Genomic DNA, 20,310 nt, shown 5'->3' with positions numbered 1-20,310 from the left:
GGAAAGATCTTATGGAATTTATGTCTCAAGCCTTCTCTGAAGCGAGTATTATTTTCACCGAATCTTGGGTGAATAATAACTTCTTAGTGATTGCGACGGCTTTGTTTGCTGTCGAACTTATACGTTACGCTTTCAAAAAGAAACTTAGTTGGAACATGGTTGGCGATAGTGCAACCAATCTAATTACCTTGTCATTTTTGTTAGTCACAATCTTCTTTATTGGGTTGGCTTATGTGGCTGCTTTTACGTATGTGTACGACAATTTCAGTCTGACGCAATTACCTATCACAGGCTGGAGTATTCTTGGCTGTTTGATATTGGCAGATCTTGCCTACTATTGGGAACATCGTTTTTTTCATAGTAATGGTCTAGCGTGGGGAACCCACTCAGTTCACCATAGCTCACCTTATTTCAATATTTCTGTGGCGTATCGATTTGGCCCGTTAGATTGGTTTTTTCCCTTCTTCTTTCATTTGCCACTGATTTTGATGGGTTTTAATCCCTTCGTTGTTTTATTGTGCGAAACCTTAGTACAGGTCTTCCAAACGCTGCTGCATACAGAAACGGTTCGAAAGTTACCAAGGCCTATAGAAGCCATATTCAATACGCCTTCACATCACAGGGTGCATCATGCAAGAAACACACAATACTTGGATAAGAACTATGCTGGCATATTGATTATTTGGGATCGAATGTTTGGTACTTTTGCCAGAGAAGAAGAGCCTGTGAAATATGGGGTCTATCCTCGAATTAATTCCATCAATCCGTTTAAAGTCTATTTTCATGGGTATACTAAGTTGATTAAGCAGCTCTGGCAGGCACCAAATTGGCATTACCGTTTCAAACTCTTGGTTAAGCCGCCAGTTTGGGCTTGGAAACAGGAACAAAGAAGGAAGTAACCACACCATGGCAATTAATGTCTTGCTTATCGAAGATGATAAAGATCTGTCTGAAGCTATCAGTGATTATATGGAACTGGATGGCATTGAGTTTGATTTTGCCTATAACGGAGCAGCCGGGCTGAATCTGGCACTAAATCAAACTTACGACATTATTCTCACAGACCTTAATATGCCAAAAATGGACGGTATCCATGTGTGCCAAACACTCAGACAAAAGGGAATCACCACCCCCATTTTGATGTTAACGGCACGCGATACGCTAGATGATAAATTGACAGGTTTTGCTGCTGGATCGGATGATTACCTAGTGAAGCCGTTTGCGATGGAAGAGCTGAAAGTGAGGCTGTTTGCTTTGGTTCGCCGAGCACAGGGTGTCGTGACTAACTTAACGGTTGGTGACTTGAGTATCGACCTAGATAAGCACCTTGTAACCCGTGCTGGGCAAGTATTAAAAATGCCGCCATTGTGTTGGAAAATCTTAGTTTGTTTAATGCAAAATAGCCCAAATGTGGTCAGCAAAAGTAAACTAGAAGACCAAGTTTGGGGGGATGATTTACCAAATGCAGACAGCTTAAAAGTACACTTGTTTAAACTTCGTCAGGCTATTGATGCCCCGTTTGAAAATAAAATGATTCAGACTATTCATGGGGTCGGAGTGGCTATTCGAGAGGTCTCAAAATGAAGCGGGTGAGTATTAAGCGAGACATCTACCTTTACTTGTTTGGCCTAGTACTGAGTTTGACCACAGTCTATGTCTTGATGATAAGCCAGAGCTATCAAGTCGGCCTGAATGAATCTGTAAAATACGGCTTTTTATATGAGTTAAAGTTAGCTGAGCAAGAGTATCTGACCAATGGTTCTCCTCCTCAAGTACAGAGTAAAACGCTGCAGGTTTACAGCGAATTTGAGCAGCTGCCTGTAGCCTTTAAGACACATTTTGATTGGCAAAATTTCAACCCTGATGTCATTTATGAAGAGTATGTAGCAGGTGAGCAAGAAGGCTCAGGTAACTATTATTACGCCGCACTTCACTATGTCACGAGTTTAGATACTTACCTTTATGTGGCGTCGCAATATGACGAAGCCATTTATTTAGAGCTGTTCAGCCAAAACCCTCCCGAGTCTATCAACCAATTGAACTCTGCATTTTTAATGGTGGGAGCACTTTTATTATTTGTGTTTGTACTGGTGCGTTTGTTAATTCATCGCCTTACTCAGCCTATTATTCTAATGTCTCAATGGGCGCAAACCTTAAACTTAGAGGACACAGAAAAGCTGGCTCATTTTCGCTATATCGAGGTACATCATCTTGCTGAGCAGCTGGTTGATAGTGTGAAATCTCAACAAGAAGCGATAGAAAGAGAAGAGTTTTTCCTCCGTGCAGCAAGCCATGAGCTGAGGACGCCAGTCTCCATCATTTCAGCAAGTGGTGACATGCTAACTAGGCTCTCTGATGTGATGCCAAGAGGAGGGCAACGTGCCGTTGCTCGGATTAATCGCTCTGTTATGACTATGCATAATCTCATTACCAGCTTGTTATGGATGAGTCGTAACAAGTTGCTAGATGTAGAGCAGAGCCATATAAATATGGAAAGTTTGGTGCAAGAAACCTTGGCTAACCATTATTACCTTGCTGACGAAACGAAGGTGACGGCAGAGATTGAGGTGCAAGGCGAACTAAATGTGGGCCCTTTACCACAGGTACTAGTTGAAATTGTAATTACTAACCTTATTCGGAATGCGCTTCAACATACAGTGCAAGGCAAGATAGATATTGTCCTATCTTGTGATGGTTTGACCATCTCCAATTCGTTAAATGATCAAGTGCAAGGAGACTCTGATGCGTCTTTTGGCATAGGCCTGATATTAATTGAACGCTTATGTCAGAGCCAAGGTTGGCATTTTATCCAACAGACGCAAAAGCATTGCTATTTTGCATCTGTGTCTTTCTTAACAAATACTCATCAAGATAACTGATAACCAAATCTTAACCCCTTACTTATTAAACTTAGGTCTAGTTAATCCATTGGAGTATTGATATGGGAACCTGGATCTTAGAGACCTTGTTGTGGGTGGTCGTGACGCTGGCAGTATGTATCGCCCTATGGGGATTCTCATTGTCCAACATTTTGCTAGCCTTGGGGATTTCCGTAGGCATGTCTCTTTTAATCGGGAATAGCTGGCGTAGCTAAAGCCCTTTGTTTGTACATTAGTTTTTCCAAGTTATTTATCAAATATGCCTTCAGGTCTGATTCTTGAAAGCATATTTGATTTTTTTTGAGCTTTTATCAGGCTCTAATTAACGCCTTTAGTGATCCCTTACCCAGTTTAGCTGGAAAGTTTTTTAGATTAGGAAACAATAAGTCGAGTTGGTTTTTCTCTACGCCAAACCAGAGTGCTAATTCAGCATAGAGCTCATCGGTTGCTAAGGTTGGAATTAACACACCGTCGCCAATATCAAGTGGGTTATCTTTACCCAGACTGAGTTTTGGATATTGGCCAAATACTTGGCCACCTCTCACTTGATTGCCCATTACTAAGGTATTGCCGCCCCAACCATGGTCCGTACCGTTTCCGTTGGATGTGAGCGTTCTGCCAAAGTCTGAACCCGTAAAAGTAACGACCTGATCCGCAATACCGAGCTCGTCTAGACTTTGTTGAAACTCCCCAAGGGCCTTACTTAGCACTTTTAGCATTTTACCTTGGTTATTCAACAGCTCGTCATGATGGTCCCAGCCAATATATCTGAGGAAAAATGTTTGCTGTTTGTGGTCTAAGGCTTTTGCACTTTTAATCGATTGCGCAACCTTGCGAAGTTGCTGTGACAGTTCAGTATTTGAGAACTGAGTTTTCAACTTGGTACCTTCTAATGCCTCTTTAAACAATTGATGCTGAGCTTGAGATTGTCGCGTCATGGAAAGATAGGACTGTCTAAATGGATCATTAGGGTAGTTTTGATTCAGGCTGGCTTCAAAGTTTTTTAATAGCAGTTTGTTAAGTTGATTTGGTACTTCATTAATGACTAAACCCACACTGCCTTCGTCTGTTATCGAGTAAGCACCAGAGTGAAAACCATTTTGCATAATATTATTTCCCGCCAAGGAAATATTCATAGGAATACGGGGAGAAGCTTGGTTTGCCTGTAAGGAATCACTGAGTAAGCCAAACCAGCCACGATTAATTCTGAGTTCAGGTCTTGCTGTTTGCCAATGTTTAAATTGGTCTGAATGAGACATGAGACCAAGAGGTAAATTAGCGCTTTGATTATAAAAAAGGGACTTATCTACTGGGGTGATCATGGGGCCGATATTGGCAACAAAGGCTAACTTATTTTGCTCAAATAAGTGCTTAACTTCAGGCATGCTGGGGTGTAATCCAAAGTGTCTTCCGTCTTGATCTTTGAATCCATTTAATGACAAAAGCTCACTTTGGTCTAAGGCTAAGTTGCTTCTTGTTTTCTTATATTCTTGATAATGGCTATTAGAACTAGGTACCAGCATATTAAAGGCATCATTACCGCCGTCTAACATGATAAACACCAATGCTTTTGACTCTGGCTTAATACTCACTAAGGGGTTTTTATTAGCCGAAGATGAAGGCGCTGAATATACAGGTGCAGCGCCCGCAATAGCGAGGTTTGCAGCAACTGTGACCTGAGCACTTGAACGGATGAATTGTCTTCTTGATAAACTCATAACTATACCTCTAGAACAGTAAACTCGGGGGAAATGGCAATAAAGAAAACAATGGTTTGGACAACCCATTCAGGATGTTCTTTATAAGCAGAGAAAGATGACAATATGTGCTGTTTAGAGGTTAACGGTACTTTCGCGGTTAACAATAAACTGAGTTCATCAACCAAGGCACTGTGTTGCGATGGGTCTTTCGCTGTTTGAATGTATTTATCAAAGTTCAGCTTTAATCGATCTTCATGGTGCTGCTGTAGGGTGTCTATATCTAGCTCTGCCACATTATTAATGCCGCGCTGGCGACTAATGTCTGTGCTGACTGCGGGTAAATAGTTAGCAAAAAGCATGTAATACAAATAATTCACATAAGCGATCGAGCTTGCCGAGTTGTGAAGCTCAAACTCTGGGGCTAATAAGTGTTGCTCTTCCAGCGGCCCAAGAGGAGTAAAATCAGGCTTATAAAAATTGAATACGGTAGGTGAAGAAAGAGGGTGCTGTTGTAATTGCTCTTCAATGTCATCACCTATTAGCCATAGCTTTTTAGATGTATTGGAGACTGAAAATGCCCTTAGAATTTGGGTTGTCCGTAAAATTGGTGACTTGAGTTTTTGCGATTGAACTAATTTCTGTTTGGTTTTAGTTGCTGATAAAAAGCGTTTTTTAGAAGCAGTATGTGTAAGTGGATAAGTTAGAATCACTGTTATTGCTTTTTTTAAATCACCATCTGTACCAAAAGCCGTTGCGACAGCCTTAACGTAGTCAGGACTTGGGTTGGACGTGACCAGCTGGTTGATGAGTTTAGTCGCAATAAAAGGGGCGGTATTAGGGTGTGCGACTAACCGCTCGCAGACAAGGCTAATTTCTCTCTCGCCTGGCTGGTTTGCATCTAGCTTAATATATTTCTTCAACAGAGATTTACTTTGTCTGTCATGATACTTTTCGTCGACCTGCATGGCTTTCGTCATATTGACGAAAGGTACTGTTTTATAACGTTTATCTATGTCATCTTCGAAGCTAACTTGATAACCATTAAAACTTTTATCCCAGAAACTGTTCTCCCATTCAAATTGATAGCTTGAGGCTTTAAGGCCAGTAAAGACACGGGCAAGCTCTTTGATATCTCTGTTGTCGTAAGTGGGAATATCCTGGCCTTTATCGTTTTGTTTACGACTACCGTCTTGATTAAGTTCGTACAAACCAAGAGTAAATAGCTGCATGATTTCTCTAGCATAATTTTCATCAGGATGAGTGTTTTGAGACTCGTCAGCTTTTCGGTTATTCATATGGCTTAGGTAAACGCCCATGCAAGGGTGACGAGAAACATGTGTCAAAAGGTCGGCATAACTGCCAAAGGCGTGTTTATAAAGTAGGTCGTAATAGCTTGCTAATCCGATAGCATCGAGTTCAAGCACAGAGTTATCTGAGATGACTAGTATCTCGCTCAGAGCTTGAGCGACCCTATGGCGTAAAAGGTCCGTTTTAGTGGTGAGATTAAGGTGCCACCATGCCATATGAAAGTACCACTTGTAGGGCAAAGCTGGGTTATTTCCATCCCCATCTATGGCTGTTTGCCCATGTTTTTTAAGTAAACGGGAGCGAAAGTGCTGCCATATCTCTGTGGTTTTCGACTGGTATGGGCCTAATTGGCTAGGTGGGGTATTTAACTCTTTATGAAGCCAGCTATCTATTCCCTGTGTCGTAACTTGCTTAATCAGATCCACATCTGCTCCAAGGCTTGCTTGCATCAAAAACCTGCTCACGTCTAAATGAGTGTCTTGCATCGAACCATCCTATTTTTGGTTATTTGATGCTTAAGTATAGGGGTGACTTAGTTATTTTTTGGTAATCAAATTTGCCCATATCAAGTGTTAGGGTAGGGTATTAGCGAGCTGAATAATCCACTCAACCCCTAATAGTAGAGTTAGGAGCTGAGAGGAACATTTTGGGGATAAAATGAATTAAATAGATTTTTCATATTTGCTTCTATAAGTGATTAACCTCCTTACATAGTTATGATGGGCTAGGGAGCCTGACACCAGGCACTTTCTCATCGGTGAAGACAATAATTCGCATTTTGCTATTGGAGCAAAAAGGGATTAAAACCCGAAATTCATTGTTCTCAATTGCCTCTGCTTTAATCACGCCAAATACTTGATCATCTGAACTGACAAAAACATGATTTGGGGTGCTTGTCTGATCATTTAAAGCGAGTTTAAAACGCGTCTCTTCAAGGGCTAAAAATTGCCCTGAAATAAGGGTTATTTTATGACTTAATGAGTCACAGTCTGGCCCGTTAAACGTGCAATCTTGTGTCTGTTTAGGCAATTGAATATCAGCAAACTCCATTTTACTGGGTAAGGAGGGTAGGCTGTAGCCCAGTGCAAATGTGGCACTTAGAACAATCGCTAGAATCAGATTTCTCACGTCATCACCAACTCGCCGCTTACCTTTTGCAAAGAGAGCACCTCTAGGTGTAATTGATTGTCAGATCGATACTTAGAGGTTGTTTTTTTGCTCGCATTATTAAGCATTTTTTAGCCCTAACATCTTCTTTCTGATTTGCATAAATACTGTGTTTTTTTGCGCTATAGTTGATAACACTTGGCATATCTCATCTTTCACTTTAGTGATCTTGGATGAAAACCTTTGATAATCGGTAATGACTTCGCATCGTCAGCTTGTAAAATTTGCCGCGAAATCTTGAATGGCCAAAGCATGAAACCTTGAAATATTGACGCTTTTTGAAAGCTGGTTTTGAGCACAATGGCGTTAATACTCGAAATTTATTGTGTTCAATTGCTTTTACTTTAATCACTCCAAATATTTGGCCATTTGAACTGATAAAGACACGACTTGCAGCCTTTGATTGATCATTTACAGCTGGTTTAAAGCTTGCTTCTTCGCTGGGTAAGGAAGGCCAGCTATAGCCCAGTGCAAATGTGGCACTGAGAACTATAGCTAGATTTAGTTTCCTCACTCCATCACCAGTTTGTCGCTGACTTTTTGTAGAGACAGCATTTCTACTTGTAATTGATTGACCGATTGATGCTGTGAGGCCACTCTTTGGGTCACACTTTGTGAGCTGTTATTTAGTCCAGACATATTCTTACTGATTTGAGTAAGTGCTGTATTCTGTTGTGTCACAGCGGATGATACTTGGTACATCTCATCATTTACTTTGGTGATGTTGGATGAGATTTTTTGATAGTCCAGGATGATTTCATCCAGTGAGCTTGTCACATTTTCCGCTGAATCTAGCATGGTCAAAACATGAGAGTTTGAAATATCAACACTCTTTGATAGTTGGTTTAACGAGCTTTGAATATGCTCAAGGCTATTATCTGTTCGATTAGCTAATAACCTTACTTCATCTGCAACCACGGCAAACCCTCGACCTTGCTCACCCGCTCTTGCTGCTTCAATAGAGGCATTTAAAGCAAGTAAGTTTGTTTGCTCAGATAAGAGAGATATGGTTTCTAACACACTAGAAATCTGCTCCGTATCTGTAGTGACGGTTTTAATGATTGTCTGAGTATCGTTGGCGACTCCGACTAAAGTTTCTAACCCAGAGCGGCATACCTCAACTTCAGCAAGGCTCTTGAGGCTAATTTCTTGGGCTTGGCCTGTGCTAAGGCTGCATTCAGTCGTGGATGATGTAATTGAATTGAAAGACGCTCCCAGCTCTTCAACCGCAGCAGCCACCATTTCAGTATTAAGCACATGTGATGACAGTTCTTTATTAATACTGTCTACGTCCTCTTTTATTGCGCCGGAAACAATATCTAAAGAGGAAATGGTCGTAGCCTGTATTTGGGATAATTCTCTTAAGTTAATCACTATCTGATTAAATCTTTGTTCGAACTCTCCTTGGTTATTTAGCTCAATATCGAGAATGAGATTTTCACCTTGAACCATGTAATCAATGGATGATTCGACATATTTTAATTTCTTTAGACTTTCACTAAGAGATAGGCTGCCATAAATTGAAATTGATGCCTGTAGTGCGGCATATAAACAGTGCTCTATCGTCATTAAAAAAGGGCTACCAGGAGGAAAGATAAACACATCCATAGGTGTTTCGAACTGTAGGTAGTAAAACAATAAATGATGAACTGCCGCTGCAATGAGACAATGAAAAACCATTTTCCAATCATGGTATATGGTTGTGCAGGCAAGCAGGATAAAGACTTCGAAGTGGAGCATAATATCGCCGTAAGCTTGGTGAATATGCAAGACGACGAAAGCGTATAAAAGATATGGGATAACAATCTTTATTGACTCACGATTGAGCAAGACAACTAAAACGATGAGTACGGTATTAATGATGAGGTCTGTGTAAGAAAAACCATAGCGCATCATATATAAAAAAGATAACGCGCTTAGGAAGCTTAAAATAATATAGGTTTTTTTGTTAAACGTGAGTTGTTTCATCAGTTTGGCTTCTCATTCCTGCTGATTTTTCTTTAAACGAATCATCTAAAAATCCCTGCATAATGATGGTTTGCAGTGTTAAACCTAATTTTGAAATGATTCTGATAATGCCATGTAGCTCTGATTGGTCTCGGCACTGCACTGTGATACAGGTGCCTGAGGCAACTTCCCTGATGACAACTTCTGGAAAAATTTGCCTCCAATTAAGAGAGAGGTATTCCGCAATATAAATATCGTAGGTACGTATGACTTCCTGATTTATGTTACTCATAGTCTCTCTCTACAATTTGTTAGAAGCGATAGCCTAGAGTGGCACCGAAACCACTGCCGCCAGCGTCAAGCTCTTGACCGTTTAGCTTCACATCAGCACTGGTGTATCTGGCGTCAATACCAAGAGTCCAGCGTTGGGCGAAGATGTAGTCAATGCCACCGCCAACCCAGTAACCGACACCTGTGTCGTCGTAGGTCGTTTTCTTTCCGGCATTGTTTACTTCACGTTCAGCAGCAACAAAGCTAACTCCGGCACCTATGTAAGGCGAGAAAGACTTGTTCAGTACTGGAGATTGAAGCCTTAAACCTAGGTTAAATTCACCTGCGGCGGTTTCTGTTTTGACTGAATTGCCCGTTTCATTTCCGTTGCCGTATATATCGGTCGCGATACCAATTGGTAAAGAAGAAGGGAAGTAAGTGAATAGGAGTCCAAGGGTATCCATGGAGTCATCTTTACCCCACTTATCTTCTAATGATTTTGAGCCGATGACGACTTTGAAGGTTGAGGCGGTGTCTGCAGCGTGAACTGTCCCTGCTGAAAGAGCAAAGAAGGAGCATGCAGCTACAAGTGTTCTGATTTTCATGAAAGTTTCCTAGTAAGATGTTGAATGAGTCAAACATCTCACTAGGTTACTTATGTGTTTTTCTGCTCACATCACCACATGATGTGATTTCATCAAAATTACTCGATAGAGTTCAGCGTATTCTCATTAAGATAACCAAGTGATTTTGCTTTATTAATCGCCGCACGACGATTATTTACGTCTAGCTTTGAATATATGTTTTTTGTATGGGTTCTTAATGTATTGAGACTAACAAATAAGCGTGAGGCGATTTGTGGTCCTGTTAACTCTGAATCAAGCCAATTTAAAACTTCTTTTTCCTTAGTGCTCAGCGGTTCCACTAAATCTTGTTTAACAATTGAAGGGATTCGAGTTTTAGGTATCAAGTGATGCCTTTCAAAGAAGTGCTTTAATACATTAACTTCATTGATCCAGACCTTGTCTTGATGCTCACTTAGCTCGGTAAGAATTGTTTTTAAAGACGCTTTGGCCTGTTCTGTATTACCTTTTAAATCGTGACTAATCGCCTCTATTAGCAATTTAATGTAGAAGCTTCTAGGCGTGCTATCTAGCGTTTCTTCGCTCGAAAAAATTGCTTCTACTTGTTCAACTGACTCTAGAGATGCAAGCAAGTAAGGTAAGTAAGCGTGGCTGTTCATGTGTAGCGCTAGGCTTGCAGATGGCTCTTTTTTTACCTTAATGTTATTGCCTTGATTTAAATAAAGAACATCTTTCCAAAATACTGGCGGTCTATGGCAAGGGGCTGGGCTTTGATGAAATAAGTTCTCTGCCTCATTAAAGAGCTGGAGCGCGTTATCAAACTTTCCATTCAAGTTTGCGACTCGTCCAGAAAGCAAAGGATATCTGTATCTTGTTTCTGGCATTGAGCCTCTTTCACCAAACTGATTTGCAATATCTAAATTAATATTCGCTTTATCAATGCTCCCTTGTTCGAACTCAATTTCAGCTAATAATAGATAGGCATCTGCACTACCTTCGATCGTGTAACCATGGCAAGTATCCGCAATAGCGATTGCTGATTCGATTGTATGCTTAGCCTGATTGAGCCAACCGAATTGGTAATAGAAATCGGCAAGTAAAAAGCGACTTGTAATGTGAGCGCTAGTATCCTTCGAACGATCCATATTGGTAACGGCGGAGTTTAAGCTTTTTCGAGCATCTTGAATTTGGCCCGCTTGCCATAAGGCGATCCCTTCAAGCGCTTTAGCCGATCCTCGCCAAACAGCTTCGTCTGGATTTAGGTTCTCAAAAGCGGTGCGGGCTCTTTCTAGCACTTCATCAATATTGTTTTGTGCTGCATGTATATAAGCTTCTCCAATATTTACTATGCCATAAGTGGTGCTCTCTGCTTCGTTTAGGTTCACTTTAGATTCAGCTAATGCTCGTCTAGTGCTATCAAGCAGGTACATACCTTTTTCGGGGTCATGAGAAAGTAAGGCTAAACCGTAATAACCGGATAACACTGGATGATCTTGTAAAAGGGAAATGCTGACATCTTTAAGCCAAGCAATGAGCTGAGAGTCATGATGGTAGACCCTTTGCGAAGGCCAATGTTTTTCAACTAGAGATACTACTTGGCGTGTGTTATCTGCTAAAAAGCCATGTTTTACCGCTTCAATGAGTCTGCCTTGCTCTGCAAACCATAGTGCTGCTCGCCAATGTACGGCTTGATTGTGCTGCTCAGATTGTTTCGCATGTACTTTGAGTACATCAGCAAATAAGTGATGGTATCGAAACCAAACTCTCTCATCATCGAGAGAGATGATAAAAATATTGTGCTGTTCAAGGTAGGCAATATGTTGAGCACTATCTTGTATGTCTAATACATAATCGCAGAGTTCAGCATTAAATTCAGATAATAAATAGGTATCAAAGAGAAATCTGCGAACCTCTTCAGGGAGCTTAGTAAGGACTTCTTCCGTTAGATAATCCAGTATGTAAGTGTGAGTTCCACGAAAGCGCGAAATAGTGGCATCAGGGTTTGACTGACCACGCAGGGCAAGTGCAGATAACTGTAAGCCTACAATCCAACCTTCAGTGTTTTTATTTGCCAGTCGTGTACATCTATCACTTAGGCTTATATTTGTCGGAAGGTTAAAAAATGCGTTTGCTTCATCATCACAGAATCGTAAATCGGCAGCACGTAGTTCTTGTAATTCACCTTGGGCGCGATATTTTGCTAAGGGTAAATTAGGGTCTATACGAGTGACGAGAAGTAAATGAAAATTATTAGGTGAGAGTTCAAGTAATTGAGAGATGATCTTATCAATTTGTTCTGATTGGATTAAGTGATAATCATCTAGAATGAGATGTAAATCTTCTGGGTAATAGGCCAGTTCATTGACAAGAGAAGTGAGTATGATACCTGCATCTTTCTCTTCTTTCCCTTGTGTCATATGCCAAGCATCTTCCGCTAAATTAGCATCTACTGATCGAATTGCTGCCACTAAATAAGCTAAAAAAATGTCAGGATTATTGTCATTGAGATCGAGAGAAAGCCAAGCATATTTTGGCTTAACTTCTTTACACCAAGAGGCAACTAAGTGTGACTTCCCAAACCCCGCTGGGGCTGAAACTATGGTTAATTTATTGTTCTTCGCTTGGTTAAGCTGCTCAATTAATGCAATGCGTTTAACAAAGTCTGCTTTAGGCGATGGACTATACAATTTGGTTTTAATAATCATGCTTAATCCCTTATTTGTTTTATGCTCTTAGCTTACTTATGAGATGTTACTGATTGGTTGTTTTTTAGTTTAGAGTGATAGCAAGTTAAATAAAAATATAGTGATGTTTCTCTCTTAACTAAATCGACTTAACAATAAGGTTAAGAATTTGATTTCCAATATTTATATGCATATGGAAATGAAAAATACATACATAAGAACCAAAGAATCAATAGTGAATCAAATAAACTCGAAAAGAGTTCACTTCGTTCAAAATAAGCACAAGCTGAGATAACAACAATGAGGCTAGTGATAAGTTTAGTTACTTTTAAACTAACATGGTTTGAAGGCAATAGGAGAGCAACCAGTAGAACCCATATAGCACCGATAATCTCATTTCCTTTCGCCGCAATATTTAGCATGACTTCAAAGGTGTGCCAGACTTGATTGTTATTGAGGGTGTTGAATGAAGGTATCTCAGTGGCTTGTTGTGTTAACCCAATCGCTATGCCGCCATTAAGTAGCAAGAAACTTGTCCAAATACTGCCTGTAGCCAGTGTGGCGATTGCAAGCGTGATCGATTTACTTTTTGAAAGAAAAAATAATGTGCCGCTCAAGATAAAAATGCTGCCGCTATAAACCAAGTAGATTAAAAAATTAAAATCAATATTTAATGCTGAACTTAATATTAAGGTGTTGATTATATTAAAGTTAAATAGGTTCTCACTTTGAAAACTGTGCAGGCTGCTTAGCATGATGATTAGACCATATGCGAAGCAAGTCGCATGAACTAGCAGAGTTAAACGAGTCAGAGTTAATGTCTTCATTGAAGTCTTTGGTTAGGGAATTATTTGAGGCGCAAAGTTATCAAGGAGGAGGCTAAATTGAATCACCATATATGGTGAATAGGTATTGAATTTTTTAGCTGTTGTAAAAGATAAATACTAGGTATGTAGGAAAAGCGCCTAGTGAATAGGCGCTTAGACGTTTATTTGTAAGAGGCTGTACCACGAATGGGGTAATTGTTTTCTGGATTACGGATAAAGCCTAAACCACCGACTAATACGCTTAATTCAGGTCGCAAAAATGGGGCGTTGGAGATATCTAGCGTTTGTATCTTACCTTCTTCATTAATTACAAAAAGGCCAGGCTCTGCGAATTTGTAGTCACACTCCAAACCTTCTCTTGGGTTGGAAATATAAAGTCCTAAGGTCTGCATTTGTTCTTCTGTCAGACCATAAGCAACTGGAAAACTCACATCAAATTCCTGCATATGTTCTTTTAAGCGTGCTTCTGTATCTGCGGAAACGGCCACAACACTGACGCCAAGATTTCCCAAAGCCGTTTTATGCTCTTCTAGCTGGTTAAGGTAGCTAGTGCACATAGGGCAATGTCTACCGCGATAAACGACTAACATCTGCCAATCAGCCCCACTATGAGGTTTGCCTAATTCAATACTTGAGCCATCTAATAATTTTGCCGTGACAGTCGGAAACGTATCTCCTGCTGCTAATTTTGGTGTGTAAGCCATATAAAACCTCAACTTTTAATCATGTTTAATCTTTTGTTAAATACGCCTTTAGGGGCGGAAGATTTTAATCTTGGTAGGATAATAAGGCGGATAAAAGCTTAGGATAACCTAGCTAAAGTGCATATTATCTATTCTAAAATGGAATAGTTTTTGTTTTTATTGGTGAAACCTATGGTGATTTGGGTATAGAAATTCACTAACATGCACTTTATCTAAAGCGAGAGGGTAAGACTTGTATGGACCAACTAAATGCGATGCGCACCTTTGTTCGTGTGATTCAGACAGGTAGTTTTTCGGCGGCAGGTAGAGAGCAAAGTGTTTCTCAAGCCAGCATAAGTAAGAAGGTCGCAGCATTAGAAAAGCAGCTAGGCGTTAAGTTACTCTCTCGTACTAGTAGAGAGCAGGCGTTAACCCAAGCAGGTGCTGAGTACTATGAGCACTGTCTTGTTATGCTGGCCGAGCTTGATGAGGTGGAAGCCAAGGTAAGGTCCAAAGTCAGCTCTCCCTCAGGTGTACTGCGTATCGCTTCGTCTGTGTCTTTAGGAAAGTTAATTCTAGCGCCTTTAATCGTAGAATTTCTTCAGGAGTATCCAGATATTGAAATCGATATGCTGCTGGAAGAGCGCCATATCGACCTTATTGTTGAGGGTGTTGATATTGCTATCCGTGCACGTAAGTTAGAAGACTCTAGTCTTATTGCATTGCCGCTTTTTGATAACCCTTTAATCCTTGTTGCTGCGCCTGAATATCTTGCTTTACAGGGTGAACCACAAGTACCAGAAGATTTAAAACAACATAACTGCATTACCTTCACTCTTAGAAAAACGTTGAATAATTGGCATTTCCACTATGCAGGAAAAGATATTGCCATACCGGTTTCTGGTTCTTTTCGAAGTAACAGTGGTGATACTAATTTAACCTTAGCGCTTGCTGGGGCTGGGATTACGCAAGTGCCAATCTGGATGGTGGAAAAACATCTCAAAACAGGGAGATTAATAAAGGTCCTGCCTAAGTATACGAGTGATAGTATTCCCCTTAATATGATTTATCCTCAAAGTCGTTATGTGCCTTTAAAAGTCAGGTGTTTTATTGATTTTGTTAAGGCGAGATTAGGTGCAAGTGTCATCGGCTAGCTTTAATCTTTAGGCTTTCCGCAAAGCCCATAATGCATAGGCAATAAGCATTACACCGACCCATTGCATGAAACTTAATGCATGATCATAAACAGCCCAATCAATCAGTATAGCGGTACCAGGATAAACGAATTGTAATACGGCAATTCGGCTGGTGGATAAGCGGCTGATACCTTGGTAAATCAAGGTGAAGGCAAGGCCACTGTGAATTACTCCGATACCGATTAACCAAGCCCAAGCAGAAACTTCAAGCGGCCAGCCTTTTAAAAACGGTACCCAAGCCGTGACTAAAGCCCCAACAGCACATTGCCACCATGTTAGGGATAAAGAAGAAATACCGGTATTGAGCTTGGCAATTAAGGTTGTCACAGCGTAGAAAAATGAACCTAAAATACATATGCCTATGCCTTTTAAAAAGGCATTTGAAAGGCCAAACCCTGCGCTACTGCCATTTAATAAACCTGTGCTTAAGGCAAGCCCTAAGAGAGCTAACGTGAGGATAAAGCAGGATCTTAGGGTGATCTTCTCCTTAAAGAAAACGGCGCCTAAAATCAGTACCCAAAACGCCTGAATATGGAATACCAAGGTCGAAATTCCTATGGGGATTAGGCGTAAGGAATAGAAATAAAGGCTCCAAATAATCACCATAAAGACACCGATGATACTGACGTATTTAATCTGCTTCTTAGAGAGTTTTAATTCATTTATCTTGCCTGAGAAATAAGCCCAAGCAAGTAGGGCGAGGCAACCAAAAAGGCAGCGGTAGAAGACAATGGCTAATGGAGATTGTCCTGTATTGGCAACAAAAATGCCTATGGTACCTAATAACAAACCGCCTGATGCCATTAGCAAGGTAGCTTGATTTGAATGGTATGCTTGATGTTCTGACATAAGGGGGCTTCTATCTACTTCTCATTCGGTATGAACTGGGTTGATAAACTATAAGTAGGTCTTTAGGATTATAAAAACGAATAATTTATCTAGTAAAAATTCGATTTTCGAATAGATGAAATGATTAGAGTGAATGATTATGGCAATGCAGGATTTACAGATTGATTGGCTAAAAGCTTTTGTGGCTGCCGTTGATGCTGGTACGTTATCCGGGGCTGCACGGCAAGTTCATAGATCCCAGTCAGCCGTTAGCATGCAGATTAAAAAGCTAGAAAATGTGATTGGTAAACCCGTATTAGAGCGTAATGCGAGAAGTTTAACGCTGACACCAACAGGAAAAGACTTAATTGGCTATGCCCGTAAAATGCTGGAAATACAATCACAGGCACTAGAGCTTACCCGAGGAGAAGGGGTAAGAGGTCGTATCCATTTGGGTGTTCCAGATGACTATGCTAATGCGTATCTTGCGCCTGTATTAAGGGCTTTTGCCATTCGCCACCCTAGCGCTGAGATTACCTTAACCTGTGAGCACACAGGTGCCTTAATACCTAAGGTTGAAGCGGGTGAGATAGACATCGCCCTTGTCACAAGAGATAAGGTGACTCGTGGAGAATTACTCTTTTTAGAAGAGGTATATTGGGTCGCTGCAGAAGAATATAAAGTATGGGAGAAAGACCCTTTGCCGTTAGCAACTCACGAAGAAAGTAGCCATATCAGAGAAACCGTACTAGCGCGTTTAGAGAGCCAAAATACGCCATATCGAATTGTGTATCAAAGCCCGAGTACCTCAGGACAAGTGGCTGTTGCCTTAAGTGGAATAGCGGTTGCTGTGCTCACCAAATGCAGTCTAACGTCTAAATTAAAAGTCTTGGGTAGCCAAAATGGATTGCCTCAATTACCGACAATGGAAGTTGAGTTAGTACGCAGTAAAAAGTCTAAATCCTCAACGGCTGTGGATGCCATGTACGAAGAGATTATCTATGCGTTAAAACGTGAGCTCTAATACGAGTGAAAGGCCCGAGAGCTGTTTGAAAACACTCTCAGACCTTTCTATTCTGCGTTTAGATTAACGGGGATCTAAATTACAGACTGTATGCTGCTGTTAACTTGAAATTACGACCTGATTCATAGTCGATCCCAAATTGAGGATCTGAGTAAGAAGCATGAGAGAAGTAACGTTCATCAAACATGTTTTCTATACCAGCAGTGACTGTTAGACCTTCAGCATTAGCGGGAATCCATTGCAAAGAAATATTGTGGACTGAGTAACCGTCTTTATCTAAGTCTTCAGCATTATCCGCATCTAAATCTAGCGTTACCATGCTAGTCCAGTTTGCTGTTAAATCCATGTGAGGTATTGCATAGCCAATGTTCAAAGAAATGCTATCACCCGCACTGTCTTCAAGGGATTCACCTAATACCGCAGCACTGGTTCGGTTACGGGCCACAAAGTCTTCATTTACATCTGTGTATTCAGAATCTGTGTGCGTATAGGTTAGACGGCTTGAAACATTACCAAGGCGGCCATTCATAGAAACCTCGACACCTTGAATCTCAATGTCTCCTTTATTTTGAATACCTGATTTTCCGGTTTCGGTATCATCGATATAATCATTGATTTGGGTTTGAAACAGGGTGACAGAGAAGCCGAAAGAATCTAACCCAGCAAATTGCTGATCTTCAAAAGAGGCGCCAACTTCATAGTTGATACCTGTTTCTGCTTTTAAGTTTTCTGTCTTAACATCTGGCGTTTGGATAAAAGAACCTGGCACTTGAGGGCCTTTAAATAATTCAGTAGCACTGGCACGCACAGTCCATTGATCTGTCATCAAATACTTAGATGCTAGGGCAAAACTGGTTTCTGTGAAGGTGTCATCCGATGAGTTGGTATCCATTTCATGGTGATCATAGCGCACACCAGGGGTCAGGAAGAAACCTTCTACTAATTCCATTTCATCTTCTAGATAAAGGGAATAAGTGGTCGTTTTCTCGTTATAGCCTGAACGGCGCTGATCGTTTTGATACGCATCGGACTCTTGATCAATGCCTTCAATACCATAACGTGCAACATGGAAGATATCGCCCGTTTCAAAGTCTGTTTCCGCGAGTACCTTAAGACCTAGATTATCTGTAATTGCCTCGTTATCGACGCCATCCATGATAGGGTTGTAGTTCATCTCATTACTATAAAAGGTAGAGTGAACCTCTGTATTGGTGAGAGATAGCTCATGGGTAAGAGAGAGGGTTTCGCGGCTATAGCTAATGGGATAAACAACGTGAGCATCGTAATCAACACCAAGGTTAGATTTTAGCCTGTAGTCACCTTCATCTTCGTAATAGTCGTAGCTTAGTACTAGGCGATTGGAGTCATTAATATCCCAACCTGTTTTAAACAAATAATTCTGTAATTTACCTTCTTGTCCTATTTGCTTAACACCACCACCGTCTTCAAAATTGTCACGGTCTATTACACTGTAGTAAGCCATGAAATCGAGTTCATCAACCTGAGAGTAAACTGTCCCTGAGTAGTTGTGATAGTCATTACTGGCGATACCACCAAATAGGCGAGCGCCGAAGTTACTGCCTTCTTTTAGTAGATCTTTTGCATCCTTAGTTTCAAATGCAATGCCACCGCCAAGGCCACCATTGATAACAGAGTTATTACCCACCTGAAGGTCGACAGCTTTAATAATATCTGGGTTTAAAAGTAGATTCCCCACATGGTGGAAAACATTGTTACTTTGGTTGACGCCATCTATAGAAATGTTGAGGTCTAGTTCACTCACACCGCGAATGGAAACAGACTGGTTGAGAGGGTGGGAGCCACCAATATCGACACCGGGTTGATCTCTAAGTAGGTCGCTCATGTGGTCGGCTTGTTTTGTTTCAATATCTTCAGTTAGCAATGAGGTAGCGCTGCTAATTTTAGTCCCCCAAACCTGAATCGTATCAAGGTTATTAACATCATCGGCGAAGGTTGAAAGAGAGAAGCTAGATAAAAGTGTGCTGATAATTATTGCTAAGGGTTTACGTTCGAAGGGTAGTGCGTGTGACATAGTTTAACCATTCAATCTCGTTGTTAAGAATGGTTATCATTAGATGTTTGTACGGTGCAAAGTTCAATTTATTCGCCATGACAGATGCGAATTATTATTATTTACATATGTAATGATGTCTCTGTTGAACCAACCCAAGTGGATGCAATATCCTTAATTAAAGATCGTACCCAGCGACACATAGGGTCATTATTATGGCGTTTATGCCAGTATAAATAAGTGTCTAGATAAGTTTGATTTTTGAGCGCATCTGGTACTTCACGAGCAATAAGGTCATGCTTTTCACACATGGCTTTTGCATAATTAGTAGGCAAGTGAAAGATAGTGTCGGTCACTTCTGCAATGGCAGCAGCAGATGAGAAACTGTTTAAGCGAATAGGAGCTGAAAGCTTCTTTTGTCCATCAAGAATACCTAGGTTTTTAAAACGTGGTTCAATGGTGAGTTGCTTGTCCCCTTGAAGGGAAATTTGACCAAAATGGCATTCCACCAAATTCTCTGGTGTTAGCTCTTGATTAGCTAGCGGGTGTTTTTTGCTCATGATGAGCCTGAACTCTTGGCTATAAAGGCGTGACATATAGATGTCTTGTTCTGAAGATGGAGGCTTAAGCGGGGATATTACAAAATGAACATCACCTGAAATCAGAGTCGAAAAGTGAGGCTTGGGAATACAATCTAAATCAATCTCCATATTAGGGGCTTCTTGACGAATACGTTCGACAACCTTGGTGCCAAAGGTTTCCATTTGAGGAGGTAAAGCGAAAAGCTTGATCGTTTTCTTGCTACTTTCGGCCTCAAAATCTTGCCCATTAATGAGGTTATCTAAATGGCCAAGCAGCTTATTCAGTTCTTGCTTAATAAACTCTGCTTTGGGTGTCAGCTCATACCCCGTTGTTGTTCTAACCAGTAATGGATCATCAAACAGCTTGCGTAGCTTATAAAGAGATCGGCTGACAGTAGGCTGACTAATATTTAGAGTAAGGGCGGTATTAGTCACATGTTTCTCTTCCAATAGCTGTTTCAGTACCAGAAGTGAATTGAGGTCAAGTTGGTTCAGGTTCATTGAATAGACAACTGCTTTAGGCTTTCTCTTTGATTATATGCATAATAACGTATATGCGTATAATAATCATTTGTATTAATGAACTATAATTCACTTAAT

19 protein-coding genes are annotated in these 20,310 nt (G+C 40.7%); 6 read left to right on the top strand and 13 right to left on the bottom strand.

Annotated elements, in window-relative coordinates:
* The first annotated feature begins 11 nt into the window (after positions 1–11).
* From TW85_RS01680 to TW85_RS26330, 4 genes are all read left to right on the top strand, one after another.
* Positions 12–899, top strand: a complete 888-nt coding sequence (locus TW85_RS01680; RefSeq protein WP_046015350.1) for a sterol desaturase family protein — start codon at positions 12–14, stop codon at positions 897–899.
* A 7-nt stretch (positions 900–906) separates the two neighbouring features.
* Positions 907–1,584: a response regulator transcription factor gene (locus TW85_RS01675; protein ID WP_046015349.1), complete on the top strand. Its 678-nt coding sequence runs from the start codon at positions 907–909 to the stop codon at positions 1,582–1,584.
* The gene (locus TW85_RS01670; protein ID WP_046015348.1) at positions 1,581–2,879 is read left to right on the top strand and encodes a HAMP domain-containing sensor histidine kinase; all 1,299 of its coding nucleotides are present in this window, start codon (positions 1,581–1,583) and stop codon (positions 2,877–2,879) included. The genes TW85_RS01675 and TW85_RS01670 overlap by 4 nt, the downstream gene beginning before the upstream one ends.
* 62 nt (positions 2,880–2,941) lie before the next feature.
* Complete coding sequence (locus tag TW85_RS26330; RefSeq protein WP_202904821.1) at positions 2,942–3,094, top strand: hypothetical protein; 153 nt, start codon at positions 2,942–2,944, stop codon at positions 3,092–3,094.
* A gap of 96 nt (positions 3,095–3,190) precedes the next feature.
* Here TW85_RS26330 and TW85_RS01665 read toward each other — a convergent pair whose 3' ends face one another.
* From TW85_RS01665 to TW85_RS01620, 10 genes are all read right to left on the bottom strand, one after another.
* On the bottom strand, positions 3,191–4,597 hold the full coding sequence (locus tag TW85_RS01665) for a DUF1501 domain-containing protein (RefSeq protein WP_046015347.1): 1,407 nt from the start codon (positions 4,595–4,597) through the stop codon (positions 3,191–3,193).
* 2 nt (positions 4,598–4,599) lie between these two features.
* Positions 4,600–6,372 carry a DUF1800 family protein gene (locus tag TW85_RS01660; protein WP_046015346.1) on the bottom strand — a complete coding sequence of 591 codons (1,773 nt, stop codon included), beginning with the start codon at positions 6,370–6,372 and terminating at the stop codon, positions 4,600–4,602.
* 229 nt (positions 6,373–6,601) lie between these two features.
* Positions 6,602–7,015 (bottom strand): hypothetical protein, encoded by a 414-nt coding sequence (locus TW85_RS01655; protein WP_046015345.1) that lies wholly within the window; start codon positions 7,013–7,015, stop codon positions 6,602–6,604.
* Positions 7,016–7,214: 199 nt separating this feature from the next.
* Complete coding sequence (locus TW85_RS01650) at positions 7,215–7,568, bottom strand: hypothetical protein (RefSeq protein WP_046015344.1); 354 nt, start codon at positions 7,566–7,568, stop codon at positions 7,215–7,217.
* Positions 7,565–9,022, bottom strand: a complete 1,458-nt coding sequence (locus tag TW85_RS01645; protein WP_046015343.1) for a methyl-accepting chemotaxis protein — start codon at positions 9,020–9,022, stop codon at positions 7,565–7,567. The genes TW85_RS01650 and TW85_RS01645 overlap by 4 nt, the downstream gene beginning before the upstream one ends.
* Positions 9,003–9,293, bottom strand: coding sequence for a hypothetical protein (locus tag TW85_RS01640; RefSeq protein ID WP_046015342.1), 291 nt, complete (start codon positions 9,291–9,293; stop codon positions 9,003–9,005). Before TW85_RS01640 ends, TW85_RS01645 begins: the two co-directional genes overlap by 20 nt.
* 19 nt (positions 9,294–9,312) lie before the next feature.
* Positions 9,313–9,876, bottom strand: coding sequence for an OmpW family outer membrane protein (locus tag TW85_RS01635; protein WP_046015341.1), 564 nt, complete (start codon positions 9,874–9,876; stop codon positions 9,313–9,315).
* Positions 9,877–9,974: 98 nt separating this feature from the next.
* On the bottom strand, positions 9,975–12,560 hold the full coding sequence (locus TW85_RS01630; RefSeq protein WP_046015340.1) for a LuxR C-terminal-related transcriptional regulator: 2,586 nt from the start codon (positions 12,558–12,560) through the stop codon (positions 9,975–9,977).
* Between the two features lie 140 nt (positions 12,561–12,700).
* Positions 12,701–13,366, bottom strand: coding sequence for a hypothetical protein (locus TW85_RS01625; protein WP_046015339.1), 666 nt, complete (start codon positions 13,364–13,366; stop codon positions 12,701–12,703).
* 161 nt (positions 13,367–13,527) lie between these two features.
* Complete coding sequence (locus TW85_RS01620; RefSeq protein ID WP_046015338.1) at positions 13,528–14,070, bottom strand: peroxiredoxin-like family protein; 543 nt, start codon at positions 14,068–14,070, stop codon at positions 13,528–13,530.
* 236 nt (positions 14,071–14,306) lie between these two features.
* Between TW85_RS01620 and TW85_RS01615 the strand changes: the two genes are divergently transcribed.
* On the top strand, positions 14,307–15,203 hold the full coding sequence (locus TW85_RS01615) for a LysR family transcriptional regulator (RefSeq protein WP_046015337.1): 897 nt from the start codon (positions 14,307–14,309) through the stop codon (positions 15,201–15,203).
* 9 nt (positions 15,204–15,212) lie between these two features.
* On the opposite strand, the gene TW85_RS01610 is transcribed toward TW85_RS01615, so the two are convergent.
* Entirely contained in the window at positions 15,213–16,094 is an 882-nt protein-coding gene (locus TW85_RS01610) for a DMT family transporter (protein ID WP_046015336.1), read from the bottom strand.
* A 139-nt stretch (positions 16,095–16,233) separates the two neighbouring features.
* Between TW85_RS01610 and TW85_RS01605 the strand changes: the two genes are divergently transcribed.
* A complete protein-coding gene (locus tag TW85_RS01605; RefSeq protein ID WP_046015335.1) occupies positions 16,234–17,097 on the top strand; it encodes a LysR family transcriptional regulator in 864 nt (287 codons plus the stop codon).
* A 79-nt stretch (positions 17,098–17,176) separates the two neighbouring features.
* Here the strand turns inward: TW85_RS01605 and TW85_RS01600 are convergent, their stop codons facing one another.
* Complete coding sequence (locus TW85_RS01600; RefSeq protein WP_052701779.1) at positions 17,177–19,150, bottom strand: TonB-dependent receptor; 1,974 nt, start codon at positions 19,148–19,150, stop codon at positions 17,177–17,179.
* A 101-nt stretch (positions 19,151–19,251) separates the two neighbouring features.
* On the bottom strand, positions 19,252–20,211 hold the full coding sequence (locus tag TW85_RS01595; RefSeq protein ID WP_046015334.1) for a LysR family transcriptional regulator: 960 nt from the start codon (positions 20,209–20,211) through the stop codon (positions 19,252–19,254).
* Between the last annotated feature and the right edge of the window lie 99 nt (positions 20,212–20,310).

The sequence above is a fragment of the Marinomonas sp. S3726 genome, assembly GCF_000967665.1.
In the GTDB taxonomy this organism is placed as follows: domain Bacteria; phylum Pseudomonadota; class Gammaproteobacteria; order Pseudomonadales; family Marinomonadaceae; genus Marinomonas.
The sequence above is the reverse complement of the archived record's forward strand: the minus strand, read 5'-3'. Positions and strand labels throughout refer to the sequence as shown.